The organism is Bacteroidota bacterium (assembly GCA_016195025.1).
Taxonomy (GTDB): Bacteria; Bacteroidota; Bacteroidia; order Palsa-948; family Palsa-948; genus Palsa-948.
In genome coordinates this window covers 1-13,387 of sequence record JACQAL010000024.1, presented here as the reverse complement: position 1 = coordinate 13,387, position 13,387 = coordinate 1, and the positions used below count along the sequence as shown (strand labels likewise).

14 protein-coding genes are annotated in these 13,387 nt (G+C 40.4%); 11 read left to right on the top strand and 3 right to left on the bottom strand.

The genetic code is table 11. The features are described 5' to 3' along the window. The 10 genes from HY063_05355 to HY063_05310 all read left to right on the top strand — a co-directional run. Positions 1 to 1,013: SpoIIE family protein phosphatase (locus HY063_05355; protein MBI3501203.1), on the top strand; the 1,013-nt coding region annotated here is incomplete at its 5' end. 604 nt (positions 1,014 to 1,617) lie between these two features. Beyond that, positions 1,618 to 2,586: an MCE family protein gene (locus HY063_05350; protein MBI3501202.1), complete on the top strand. Its 969-nt coding sequence runs from the start codon at positions 1,618 to 1,620 to the stop codon at positions 2,584 to 2,586. 9 nt (positions 2,587 to 2,595) lie between these two features. Beyond that, positions 2,596 to 3,951, top strand: coding sequence for a (Fe-S)-binding protein (locus HY063_05345; GenBank protein MBI3501201.1), 1,356 nt, complete (start codon positions 2,596 to 2,598; stop codon positions 3,949 to 3,951). Positions 3,952 to 3,957: 6 nt separating this feature from the next. Beyond that, positions 3,958 to 4,380, top strand: a complete 423-nt coding sequence (locus HY063_05340) for a phosphoheptose isomerase (GenBank protein MBI3501200.1) — start codon at positions 3,958 to 3,960, stop codon at positions 4,378 to 4,380. Continuing rightward, positions 4,377 to 5,162, top strand: a complete 786-nt coding sequence (locus tag HY063_05335; GenBank protein ID MBI3501199.1) for a (Fe-S)-binding protein — start codon at positions 4,377 to 4,379, stop codon at positions 5,160 to 5,162. The genes HY063_05340 and HY063_05335 overlap by 4 nt, the downstream gene beginning before the upstream one ends. A gap of 9 nt (positions 5,163 to 5,171) precedes the next feature. Further along, the gene (locus HY063_05330; GenBank protein MBI3501198.1) at positions 5,172 to 5,633 is read left to right on the top strand and encodes an ABC transporter ATPase; all 462 of its coding nucleotides are present in this window, start codon (positions 5,172 to 5,174) and stop codon (positions 5,631 to 5,633) included. Between the two features lie 89 nt (positions 5,634 to 5,722). Further along, a complete protein-coding gene (locus HY063_05325; GenBank protein MBI3501197.1) occupies positions 5,723 to 6,361 on the top strand; it encodes an OmpH family outer membrane protein in 639 nt (212 codons plus the stop codon). A 71-nt stretch (positions 6,362 to 6,432) separates the two neighbouring features. After that, positions 6,433 to 6,939, top strand: coding sequence for an OmpH family outer membrane protein (locus HY063_05320; protein MBI3501196.1), 507 nt, complete (start codon positions 6,433 to 6,435; stop codon positions 6,937 to 6,939). Positions 6,940 to 7,005: 66 nt separating this feature from the next. Beyond that, on the top strand, positions 7,006 to 7,833 hold the full coding sequence (gene murI, locus HY063_05315) for a glutamate racemase (GenBank protein MBI3501195.1): 828 nt from the start codon (positions 7,006 to 7,008) through the stop codon (positions 7,831 to 7,833). After that, positions 7,833 to 8,921, top strand: a complete 1,089-nt coding sequence (locus HY063_05310; protein ID MBI3501194.1) for an acyltransferase — start codon at positions 7,833 to 7,835, stop codon at positions 8,919 to 8,921. The genes murI and HY063_05310 overlap by 1 nt, the downstream gene beginning before the upstream one ends. On the opposite strand, the gene HY063_05305 is transcribed toward HY063_05310, so the two are convergent. Beyond that, the gene (locus HY063_05305; GenBank protein ID MBI3501193.1) at positions 8,922 to 10,013 is read right to left on the bottom strand and encodes a radical SAM protein; all 1,092 of its coding nucleotides are present in this window, start codon (positions 10,011 to 10,013) and stop codon (positions 8,922 to 8,924) included. 24 nt (positions 10,014 to 10,037) lie between these two features. Next, positions 10,038 to 10,688, bottom strand: a complete 651-nt coding sequence (locus HY063_05300; GenBank protein ID MBI3501192.1) for a carboxypeptidase-like regulatory domain-containing protein — start codon at positions 10,686 to 10,688, stop codon at positions 10,038 to 10,040. A 104-nt stretch (positions 10,689 to 10,792) separates the two neighbouring features. Here HY063_05300 and HY063_05295 point away from each other — a divergent pair, with 104 nt between their 5' ends. Continuing rightward, entirely contained in the window at positions 10,793 to 11,854 is a 1,062-nt protein-coding gene (locus HY063_05295) for a T9SS type A sorting domain-containing protein (protein MBI3501191.1), read from the top strand. A gap of 84 nt (positions 11,855 to 11,938) precedes the next feature. On the opposite strand, the gene HY063_05290 is transcribed toward HY063_05295, so the two are convergent. Beyond that, positions 11,939 to 13,192, bottom strand: coding sequence for a T9SS type A sorting domain-containing protein (locus HY063_05290; protein ID MBI3501190.1), 1,254 nt, complete (start codon positions 13,190 to 13,192; stop codon positions 11,939 to 11,941). Between the last annotated feature and the right edge of the window lie 195 nt (positions 13,193 to 13,387).

Below are 13,387 nucleotides of genomic sequence, written 5' to 3'. Positions count from 1 at the left end.
GCAGGAGAGAAAAGGTAATCAGGTATTCGGTAATGGGCGGGCTGGCGCTCATGTTTATTATAGCGGCAATTATTTTCCGCTCGCTGCGCATCACACGCAAACAAAAAAATATTATTGAGTTGCAGAAAAATGAAGTGTCTCGGCAAAAAGAAATGGTGGAGCAGCAAAAGAAAATAGTAGAAGAACATCAAAAAGAAATTATTGATTCAATTACTTATGCCAAACGCCTGCAGGAAGCCCTATTGCCTCCAACCGATTATGTAAATAAACACTTGCCTGAAAATTTTATTCTCTACAAACCAAAAGATATTGTTGCAGGAGATTTTTACTGGATGGAATACCTCCCCCCATCCCCCTCCTTACTTAAGGAGGGGGCGCAGGGGGTGGTCTTTATTGCTGCTGCCGATTGCACAGGTCATGGTGTTCCCGGTGCAATGGTGAGTGTTGTTTGCAGCAACGCACTTAACAGAGCAGTAAAAGAATTTCATTTGCGGGAAACGGGTAAAATCCTTGATAAAGTAACCGAACTTGTTTTAGAAACTTTTGAAAAAAGTGATAAAGATGTGAAAGACGGAATGGATATTTCACTGCTGTCAATTCAGTTTCCCTCTCCTTCGGAGAGGGACGGAAGGGTGAGGCTAAACTGGAGCGGAGCAAACAATCCGCTTTTATACATTCCCAATCCCGCAAATGGCGGGACAGGCTCCGAAGCAATTGAAGTGGCTGCCGACAAGCAGCCCGTTGGGAAACACGATAACCGAAAACCTTTTACAACAAATACTATTTCTTATCAGCCGGATACAATTTTCTATCTTTTCACCGATGGTTATGCCGACCAGTTTGGCGGAGCAAAAGGAAAAAAATTTATGTACCGAAAAATGCAGGCAGCATTAGTGGAGATAAATAAAAAACCAATGGACGAGCAAAAGAAAATTCTGGATGAAACAATTATGCAATGGAAAGGCAGCAATGAACAAGTGGATGATATTTGCGTAATCGGTATTAGAATATAGAAGATAAGAAATGAATTTGCTGTAAAGGTTTGAATCCATCCCGATACGGATGATATTTGCGTAATCGGTATTAGAATATAGAAGATAAGAAATGAATTTGCTGTAAAGGTTTGAATCCATCCCGATACGGCTTCTATCGGGAAGGATGATATTTGCGTAATCGGTGTGCGCTTATAAAATTTGGTAGTGTCTCAGTTTGGTTGTTCTCTGCGTTCTTTGCGCTGTATTTTCTCTGCGCACTTTGCGTTAAATTGTATTTTAACAGCCGTTCACGCAGAGTACGCAAAGAAAATTTTAAGATGAAACTGACCCACTACCTGAAATTTCTGGTAGTGTCTCATTTTGAAATTTGTTTAGTGAACCTTTGTGTCTTAGTGCCTTCGTGGCTATGCTTTTCTTTATTTTTGCCACTAAGACACGAAGTCACTAAGAAAACCACACGAAGAAATACAAACTGAGACACTACCAAATTTCTCTGTAAAGTTCCCTCATTTTTTTTCTTTGTATATTCGCAACTCCTACTAAAGTACGAATGGATACTAATATACCAATGAGTACAACCAGATTAGTACATTCGTACAGATTGGTAATTTAGTAGGGCATTATGAAAATTTCAAAAGAAATAAAAACAGGAGTGCTCGTTGTTATAGCAATTGCGCTTTTCATTTATGGATTTAATTTCCTCAAGGGCAAAGATATTTTTTCAAAAAGAAAAATTTATTATGCCGTATATCCCGAAGTTGCCGGATTGGTGGAAGCAAATCCAATTCAGTTCAGCGGCTTCAAAGTGGGAAGAGTGAAAGATATTCAACTCTATGATACCAGCGGGCGCATTATTGTTACGCTTGCCATTACTGACAGCAAACTAAAAATTCCAAAACATTCAGTCGCAAAAATTATCAGTTCCGATTTGCTGGGCGCAAAAGCAGTTCAACTGATTGCAAGCAATGAAAAAGAATATGCAAAAGATGGCGATACGCTCACAGGAATGGTAGAAGCATCGCTGCAGGAATCGGTGAATGCCACTATAAAACCTTTGAAAGATAAAGCAGAAAAATTAATTGGCGCCATTGATTCCATTGTTACAACCATACAAACGGTGATGGATAAAAACGCGCGCGAAAACCTGAACAAAAGTTTCGACAACATCAAACACGCGCTCGAAACATTTGACCGCACCTCCATGCGCCTCGATACGCTGATTGCTTCGGAGCGATATAAAATATCCAGTATTTTTTCCAAAGTGGAATCCATTTCTGCCAACATTGCAAACAACAATGAAAATATTTCCAATGCTATTAAAAATTTTTCTGCGGTGAGCGATACGCTGGCGAAAGCAAATCTTTCACGCACACTTTCGAATGCAAACAGCGCGCTCAATCAGTTTTCCAGTGTAATGGAAAAAATAAATAAAGGCGAGGGCTCGGCAGGAATGCTCATTCACGATGATAAACTTTATAAAAACCTGAATGCTTCTTCTTCTTCGCTTGATAGTTTGCTGAAAGATATGAACGAAAATCCGTGGAGGTATTTTTCGCTCTATGGAAAAAGAAAGAGAACAAAAAAACATTGACTTTTTCCCTTGGGACTTTCCAACATCATATTTCTTCTGCTTCTGATTGCGGGCGTTAGTTTATTTTTTTTCAACGCAAAAAAAATCCGCAGAAACATTTTATTGGGCAGAGAGGTCAATCGCACTGACAGAAAATCCGAGCGCTGGAAAATTATGACGCTCGTTGCGCTCGGGCAGAAGAAAATGTTTCAGAAACCCATTCCTGCAATTTTACATTTGTTTGTTTATGTTGGATTTGTTCTCATCAATGTGGAGGTTCTCGAAATGTTTATTGACGGAACTTCCGGAACGCATCGCATTCTTTCTTTTTTGAATATTGGGAATTTCCATCTCTACAATTATATGATTGGGAGTTTTGAGGTACTCGCATTTCTTGTAACGTTTGGCTGCGCTGTATTTCTCATCCGCAGAAATATTATTCATGTAAAGCGTCTTGTGATGAAAGAACTCAACGGCTGGCCGCGCACCGATGCAAATCTTATTCTCGTTTTTGAAATCCTGATTATGTCTTCCTTATTTATTATGAACACTGCCGACCAAACACTGCAACAAATAGGAAGCGGCCATTATAATGTAGCAGGAAATTTCCCTGTTACAAAACACTTCGTACAATTTTTTTCAGGAATGGAAGAACATAAATTAATTTTAATTGAACGAACTTGCTGGTGGTTTCATATTTTCGGAGTGCTTGGATTTCTGAATTATCTCATCCTATCAAAACATCTGCATATCATTCTTGCTTTCCCAAATGTTTTTTATTCCAATCTGAATCCGAAAGGAAAATTTACAAATCTCGAAAGCGTAACTAACGAAGTGAAAGCAATGCTCGGAGCCCCCCTTAATCCCCCCGAAGGGGGGAGCGCACCCGCAAATTCTCCCCCTTCGGGGGAGTTAGAGGGGGCTTTCCGTTTTGGGGCGAAAGATGTTTTTGATTTATCGTGGAAGCAATTATTAGATGCTTACTCCTGTACCGAATGCGGAAGATGCACTTCGGCTTGTCCCGCAAACCAAACCGGCAAACTTTTATCGCCAAGAAAAATAATGATGGATACACGCGACAGGTTGGAAGAAGTTGGAAAAAATATTGATAAGAACAGGAAGTTCATGGATGATGGAAAATCTCTTTTCGGAAATTATATTTTAGCAGAAGAACTTTGGGCTTGCACCACCTGCAATGCCTGCGTGCAGGAATGCCCGGTGAACATTGACCCGCTTTCAATTATCATTGACCTTCGCAGATTTTTGGTGATGGAACAAAGTGCTGCACCGCAGTCGCTGAACATGATGAGCACAAACATTGAAAATAATGGAGCGCCCTGGCAATATTCCCCTATGGACAGGGCTAATTGGATAAATGAAAATTAAAATTACATGACCGAAATTAAATTAATCGAAGCAGAAGAGAACGGGAAAAAAATTTCTCCCATTCTTCCATCGCACATAAAAAATTTTTTGATTGATATTGACGGAACTGTTGGAGAAGATATTCCCAATGAAGAACCGGAACGAATGGAAGACGCAGAAGTTTATCCCGATGCGCTGGAGAAAGTGAATCAATGGTTCGGTGAAGGGCATATCATTACTTTTTTCACTTCGCGAACCGAAGCGCACAGAGAGGTAACCGAGCGCTGGCTGAAAAAATGCGGATTCAAATATCACTCACTCCTGATGGGAAAACCACGCGGAGGAAATTATCACTGGATAGACAATCATATCGTTCGTGCAACACGCTTCACAGGAAAATTTACCGACCTGAAAAATAAAACTGTAAATATTCAAGTGTTTGAAGAATGAGTGAAGTAAAAGTAAATACAGTGTCAGAACTCGCAGCAAAAGGCGAGCAGCCGGAAATTCTTTTTTGGGTCGGTTGCATGGGAAGTTACGATGAGCGTGCAAAAAAAATTACAAAAGCCATAGCGAAAATTCTAAATCACGTTGGAATAAAGTTTGCCATTCTCGGAACAGAGGAAAGTTGCTCAGGCGAACCTGCAAAGCGCGCAGGCAATGAATTTCTTTTCCAGATGCAGGCGATGAATAACATTACCACTCTGAATAATTACGGAATAAAAAAAATTGTCACCGGCTGTCCGCATTGTTTCAACACTATCAAAAATGAATATCCAGAACTTGGCGGAGTTTATGAAGTGATTCATCACACGCAACTTGTCCAGCAGTTAATTGATTCTGGAAAATTAAAAATTGAAGGAGGAAATTTCAAAGGAAAAAAAATTACTTACCACGATGCCTGCTATCTCGGAAGAGGAAATGATATTTACGAAGCTCCGCGTTCTGTAATTGAAAACCTGGATGCCAATCTAGCCGAGATGAAACGCTCGCGGCAAAACGGATTTTGCTGCGGTGCAGGAGGCGCGCAAATGTTCAAAGAACCGGAAAAGGGAAAACAGGATGTAAACATCAATCGCACAGAAGAAGCGCTCTCGCTTTCTCCGAATGTAATTGCAACTGCGTGCCCTTTCTGCATGACGATGATGACTGACGGAGTAAAACATTTCAACAAAGAATCGGAAGTAAAAGTTTTGGATGTGGCGGAACTTGCCGCGCAAAATATTTCTTGAAAATATTTTATGATAAAGTTTAGCGATATGTCCTCTCATTCCCGCATCTGGATTTATCAGAGTGAAAAAGAATTTAGTTCTTCCGAAATTAATTCCATAAAAAGAAAGTCGGAAGAATTTGTTGCGCAATGGACATCGCACGACCAATTGATGAAAGCTTGCATTGAAATTTTTCATACCCGCTTTATTGTAGTTTGTGTAGATGAAAAAACTGCTCCTGCTTCCGGCTGCGGAATTGATAAATCGGTAAATTTTATTCAGCAACTGGAAAAAGATTTTAATATTTCTCTTCTTGACAGAAATAATGTTGCATATCGCATGAACGGAAAAATTCTTTCCTGCAGCTTATCTGAGTTGAAAAATAAAAAAGCAGAATCAGTTTTCAATAACCTCATTCAAAAAAAAGAAGAACTGGAAACCAGTTGGGAAATTCCTTTTGAAAAGAGTTGGCACAAGCAGTTTGTTCTGTAAATTTTCATTATTCCTTTGTGAAAGAATAATTACTTTCGCTTTGGCACAATATATGTTTTGTTCAGAAGTTATCTCTAAAAAATAATACTATGAAAAAATTTAAATCTTCGAAAAGCGAAACTGTACGTCCCGAAGAAAAAATCGGGATTCAAAGCAAAAAAATACAAAAAGGGAAATTCATTTTGCTTTTCTTTTCCCTCTGCCTTCTGCCATCTTACATTTTACATGCTCAGAAAGTGGCGTATGTTGATTTGGATTACATCCTAAATGCGGTGCCCGAATATAAAAACGCGCAGGACCAGCTGGATAAAATTTCGCTGGGCTGGCAGAAAGAAATTGAAAACAAACTTGCCGAGGTTGACCGGCTGTACAAATCATTTCAATCGGAAGAAATTCTTCTCACACAGGATATGAAAAAGAAACGCGAAGACGAAATTATTGCCAAAGAAAAAGAAGCGAAAGAATTGCAGAAGCAGCGCTTTGGCGTGGACGGAGATTTGTATAAGAAAAGACAGGAACTGGTGAAACCTGTGCAGGATAAAGTTTATAATGCCATCAAAGCGCTTTCAGAAAAAGAAATGATTGCCATCATGTTCAACAAATCTGCCGAACTAAATATTTTATTCGCCAACCCAAAATATGATAAAAGCGAAGAAGTGCTCGAATCAATGGGCGTGAAAGTGGGCGGAGCAAAATCGGGAACTGAAAAATCCGGAGGAGGAAAATAGTGCATGCATTTTTATCTTCTTGCCATTTGAAATAGTTTAGTATTTTCGCCTCTCATTTAAAACATTTTCTCATGAACCCAATCATCAAATCATTTTTTGTTGCAGGACTTTTAATTTTTTCCGCAGCATCCCATGCACAAAAAACCGCTCACATTGAACTCGATTCTCTTCTTGCAGTAATGCCTGAAATGGCGGAAGCAAAAAAAACATCGGCAGATTATTACAAGCAACTGGAAACCACGCTCACTGCCATGCAGAAAGACCTGAACGATAAACTTGCCGACTACCAGGCGAACGAAACAAAATATACCGACCTCATCAAGCAAACCAAGCAAAAAGAACTTCAGGATTTGAACCAGCGCATACAGGATTTCCAGGTGCAGGCACAAACCGATTTTCAAAAGAAGAACGATGAACTCACCCGTCCGATAAATGAAAAAGCGAAAAAGGCAATTGAAAAAGTTGCCAAGGCGAAGGGCTATAAAATCGTTCTTGATTCAGGCGTTGGTTCTGTGCTTTATTCCGATCCGGCAGATGATATTTTCAATGACGTGAAAAAGGAACTCGGGGTCAAGTAATTTTCCTTTATATATAAAATCTAAAATAGAAGTTGTAACTTAGTTCAACTTTTTATTTTAGAGTTTGTGCAAAAACAATTTTCTCCTATAGGAATTTTTGATTCGGGAATTGGCGGGCTTACCGTTCTCAAAGAAATTACTAAAAAACTTCCGCAGTACGATTATATTTATTTGGGCGACAATGCCCGTGCTCCTTACGGCAGCCGTTCCTTTGAAACCGTTTATCATTACACGCTCGAATGCGTTCAGAAACTTTTTGAGATGAATTGCCCGCTGGTGATTCTTGCCTGCAATACTGCATCGGCAAAAGCGCTGCGCAATATTCAGCAACTTGATTTACCAAAAATTGCTATTGAAAAAAAAGTGCTTGGCGTTATTCGCCCTACAACCGAAGTGGCGGGAAAATTTACAAAGACAAAACACGTGGGCGTGCTGGGAACTGCCGGCACTGTTCAATCCGATTCGTACAAAATAGAAATAGGAAAATTCTTTCCCGATGTAAAAGTTTTTCAGCAGGCCTGCCCTATGTGGGTTCCACTGGCGGAAAGCAACGAACTGAATTCTCCTTCCGTAGATTTTTTTGTAAAGAAATACCTGAAAGAACTTTTTTCTAAATCAAAAAAGATTGACACCCTCATTCTCGGCTGCACGCACTACCCTCTTCTGCTGAAGAAAATAAAAAAGTATGCACCGAAAAGAGTAAAAATAATTTCGCAGGGGAAACTGGTAGCAGATAGTTTGGCAAATTATCTCAAACGCCATCCTGAAATTGAAAACAAATGTTCCAAAGGCGGAACTGCTGAATTTTATTCCACCGATTCTCCGAAAAACTTTGACAACCTTGCCAATCTTTTCTTCGGAAAAAAAGTAAAATCGAAATACCTTGCATTGTAATGCAATCCGATTTGGCAAAAAGCAATTACTTTCCTGCACTCACAGGAATACGAACAGTTGCTTCGTGCATGGTTTTTTTTCATCACTTCAATCCGTTTAAAGCAGTTTGGTTTGGAAATTTTTTTCATGATTTCATAGGAGAATTTCATGTGGGCGTTACTATTTTTTTTGTGCTGAGCGGGTTTTTAATTTGCTACCGCTATTACGATGATGTGAAAGAAGGAAAAGCCGGCATCAAACCCTATCTAATCAACCGTTTCGCGCGGATTTATCCAATGTATTTTATCATCACCATTATTTCATTTCTTCCTTTTGTTTGCAATTGCACTTTTTCAGAAAACACACACGTATTATTTCTCAATCTTACTTTTCTCCGCGGCTTTTTTGACGAATATAAATTCACAGGCATTCCAGGAGGATGGAGTTTAACCGTGGAAGAACTATTTTACTTTTTATTCCCGCTGCTAATACTTATTTCAGGAAGAATAAAATTAATTTTTCAGCCGCTCATTTTTATTGGCACAGGCATTTTACTTTGGCTGCTTTTCAGAAATGCTTCGTTTCATGGCTTCTTTAGTTCACAGCAATTTCTTTTTGAGTTTACTTTTTTCGGAAGATGCATTGAGTTTTATGCCGGCATTCAACTGGCTTTGCTCTTTATGCGGAGAAATAATGTGAGCGAACTGCAAAATAAGTTTTACAAAACCTTATCAGGAGCAACCTATATTATTGTTTGTATCGGTTTGCTGGTAATCAACCGCTGGTTTTCTCAGGAGAAAAATACGTTTTTATTTTTCGAAACGCTGATTAACAATATTATTCTTCCGGTGGGAATTGCAGTTTTCTTTTACGGATTGCTGACAGAAAAATCAATCATAAGAACTATGCTTGCAACAAAATTATTTACACTGCTCGGGAAAAGTTCCTATATATTTTACCTGATTCACAACGGCTTTCTGTTTTCTTTCTTTTATTTCGCCCTGCATCTTAATATTATTGTCATATTTATTTTACTTCAATGCACTTCCATTCTTCTCTATTTCATAGCGGAAAAGCCGTTGAACAATTTAATCAGGAGATTGGCATAACTAATAATTAATCCTGTTGCTGCACATCATGCCATAAGCATCTATGCAATGCGTGCATTGTGCAGGAAGATTCTTTCCGAGTTGGTGCGCTTCGCGGAATTTTTTGAATGCGGGGTTGCGGTAAATTTTCAGCGGGTCATCTTTCAATATGTTTCCGAAAATAACCGGAGGATGTTTTTTGGTTTCTCCCCATAGAGAGAAAGGAGTGGTAACCGCAAGAAAATCGCAGGGCGCAACATTGCCGTTGATGTCAATGAAAAAACTTTCGCATGCCTGGCAGCCCATTTGCTGAGGAGCAAGGCGGGGCATGCTTATTTTTTGTCCGTTGTGTTTTGCGCGTTTCACCGTTTCGTCAAAAAGCATTTGCGCTTCTGCATTTCCGTTTTTAGAATATAATTCCTGCCCAGAAAAATCGGAAGTGAACGTGAGAAGATTGCTCACAAAAATTTCTTTCACTCCCAGTTCATTTACAAAATCAACATAGCGCGGAAGTTCGCTTACATTATTTTTATGCGCCACAAACGTTACTGTTACTTTCTCTTTCAGTTTTGATTTTTTGAGCAGTTGAATGGCGGAAATAATTTTTTCAAACACAGCATCGGTTTTAAAATCCTCCACCGTTTTTTTTGTGCAGCCATCGAGAGAAATATTCACGATGGAGAGCGGATATTTTTCCAACTGCTTTATTTTTTCTTCTGTCAACTGCATGGCGTTTGATAAAAACGGAAACTGAAGGCGCGGGTTTATTGCAAGCAGCGCATCAAACATGGCAAATAAATTCTTGTTCAGGATTGCTTCAAACGTGGAGAGTTGCACATACGCAGCGCGCTTTAGCATCGGGCGCAAGCGCTCTGCCATGCGCGTGAACTCATTCCACTGCATGATTTTTACAATCCCATCCGGAATATGCGTGCCGTAATCATTAATAAAGCAATGCCTGCATTTCAAATCGCAGGCGCTCACAGTTTGAATAATGATGGAATACGGTTCGTCCGATAAATGTTTCTTCACTCCTAATTTTACCCGCTCCAGCAACTGGTCTTTAGGAATGCTGCGGATTTTTTTTGCCGCTATGCGTACGTGTTTCAGCACCTGAGATTTTTTTTACTGTCTTTTTTATTCTTCCCGCTCCTTCTTTTCATTCGGAGATTTCATTTTCAGTTTTCCTTCGCGCCACATTTTTATGAACTGCGCCCACGCAAAAGGATTCAGCAGATTGTTCGGAGGGTATTGTCCTGCCCAGTAAAGCCGGCTCTGGTAATTCGACATGGCTGCTTTGTAATTCATGCTTCCGTCCATGCCCATGGTTTCATACTGCTCTTTCATCTGCTCGCGGTCAAGATTTTTTTTCGCGCGCGCCAAATCGTCATCGGGCACATTCATGTTCAGGAAAACTTCCTTGAACTGCTCTTTGGTGGGCCAGGGATAAATAATGGTTTCCTTCAAATAAATGGTATCGTACTTCATGAGTTGAATGAGAGAATATTTATTTCCCTTCAGCGTATCGGGAATTACATAGTGCGATTTGCGGTAGCCGGTGGCGGAAAACACCAGCGTATCTTTTTTCTGCGCCACGAAAGAAAAATATCCGTAGAAGTCAGCAAGCGTTCCGCGGTTGGAATTTTTAATGAGGATTTTTGTGAACGGAACGGGCTTTAAACTATCGGCTTCCACCACCACGCCTGAGAACTGGATGAGGTCTTTATCCTGAGAGAAGCAGTAAGCAGCAAGCAATAAGCAGTAAACAGTTAGAAGAAATGATTTCATAGGGTTTCAAAAGTAGGAAAAAGTAACGTAGCCATTAGTCATTGGTCATAGATTATCATTGTAAAAATTGTACCTTTAACTCTCCATTCTTAAAAATAGTACCCATGCGAAAAATTTTACTTCTCCTTTTCATCTTCGCTTTTTCTTTTCTTCGGGCGCAAATCACCATCACCAATTCGGATATGCCCGTGCTGAACGATACCATTCGCGTGAGTTTAACGAATACGATTGGAGCGATGAGCCCCGATTCCACCGGTGCAAATTACACCTGGAATTTTTCTTCGCTCGTTCCAGCAAGTCAGGATGTGGAGCAGTTTATTTCTACCCTCAGCAGCGGCTATCCGATTTTTCCGTTCATCGCTTCTTACGGATACAAGACCAACAAAATTGATACCACCAACCGCATTGATTTTTACAAGAACGGAACTTCCTCCTACCGGCAGGTGGGTTACGGGCAAAAGATAGGCGGCTTTCCCGTGCCGGTGATTTACAGCCCTTACGATACCATTTACCGTTTTCCGGAAACATTCGGCAAGCAGGATTCGTGCAACTCGGGTTATGGTTTTCCCCTTCCGGGAATCGGCTACTACGGGCAAACGCAAAAGCGCGTGAATGTTTGCGATGGATGGGGAACACTCACTACTCCTTACGGAACTTTTCAAACGCTGCGCGTGAAATCCACTCTTTACAAAACCGACACGCTGTATATTGACACGCTTCACTTCGGAATTTCTTTTCCGCTGCCCACGCAAATAGAATATAAATGGCTGGGGCAGGCAAAGAAAATTCCGCTGCTGTATATTCTTGCCAACGATGTATTCGGCTTTCCTGTTGTAACCAACGTGATTTACCGCGATAGTTTGCGCCCGGTGCCGCAGGTGGCAGTGCAGGAGTTAGGAGCCAGGAGTTTGGAGTTTAGCGTTTATCCGAACCCTGCGCACGAAGTGGTTTTTGTTTCTTACACGCTGGAAGAAAGCGCGCAGGTGCAAATGGAAGTATATGATAGGACCGGCAAAAAAGTTTTTGATGCAGTGAACCGCCACGAAACTGCCGGTGAGCATCTGGAAATTATTCCGCTCTATGCTCACGCGCTTGCACCGGGAATTTATTTTTTGAATATGAGAGCCGAAGAAAAGCAGGCGAATTGCAAAATTATGGTGCAGTGAAACGAGAAAAGGAGAAAGTGGGAAAGTGAGAAAGTGGGCTGTTGGCTCACCTGCTCGTTTTCTCACTCTCTCACTTTCATTTTATTAATCGGTGATTACTAATTTGCCTGTGAAAACCTCACTGCCCCCACCCTCTGTCCCTCCCCCGCTGGGAGAGGGATTTGTCAGCCGAACGAAATACAGTCCGCTTGCGAGATTGTCACGGTGAAAAGTAATTGTCTGACCGCTGATGTTTTTTATTTGCGCAACTGTCTGACCGAAACAGTTGTCCACCGTGAGAGTTGCGTTGTGTAAAGGAATCGCTGTCTGCAAAGTTGTCTGCGTGGAAAAAGGATTTGGAGAAAGGGTAAGCAAAAAATTATGGCTTATTTCATTAACCGAAGCAAGAACAGCGCTTTTATCAATTCTATATACGCTTCCTCCTGATGTGACTTCCAATCCGCAAAAAACATATAGCGCAGTTTCGTAAAAATGCCCTATTCCGTAAGGGGGACTCGGTGACATTCCATTCATAAAAATTGACCATGCATTGCCATTGTTTAACGAACGATTTACATCAGTACCAGTTGCCGCAAGCAATGTATTGCCTATGTTTTTTATATCATATACTTCGGCATTTGTTGCAATGCCATTTGTAACCTGCGTCCAAGAAGTTCCATTATTTGCGGAAATAAACATTCCGTTTGAATTAGAAAAATCTATTGTTCCTGCATATAAATTAGTTCCATCGGTTTCAAGGCATTTAACATTGACACCCGCTGGCAAACCTGCATTAACCAATGTCCAGTTTGCTCCTGAATTGGATGAAATGTAAACTCCATTACCCATATCTCCTGCGAATAAAAGATTTCCTTTTGTAACAACTGAAAGAATAGCATTACTTAAAAGGCCAGTGTTAACTGTAATCCATGTTGCTCCATTATTTGGTGTCATCAATATTCCAAGTCCATTAGTTGCGGCATATACAGTATCATTCAAAACAGCAAAAGACTCTATTGCAACACCAGCATTATTTACTATTGTCCAACTTGTCCCGGAATTAGAAGAAAAATATATTTCATTATATGAACCAGCAAAAATCCCTGCTGAATTTTTTGTAATGCTAACGATTTCTGCGCCCGAATTTATTCCTGAGTTTGAAAGCGCCCAATTACCTCCGTAATTGGCAGATGTATAAATGCCATCTGCTGTTCCTGCAATTAAAACACCAGAAGAAGATTCAACAAAACCGTAAGTTGTTCCAGCAGTATTTCCATTACTCATTAATTGCCATTGCGATTGAGCAAAAATATTTTGTAAAAAAGAAAGACAAGCGATGATGAGAGTAAGAAGTTTCATTGTCCTTAATTAATGTTAAAGATACAAAGTTACTGTCCGGCTGTTGGGTGTTTTTGCTAACGACCGCATATTGGCGTTCGTTGGCGCATTAAAGATAGGGATTCCTTCGGCTGTTGCGCCAATGACGCCAATGTGCAGTTAGTTTCAGTTGGCGCCAGTCTGAAGTCTGGCACCAGACCAAGCAGTCGGGGCAAC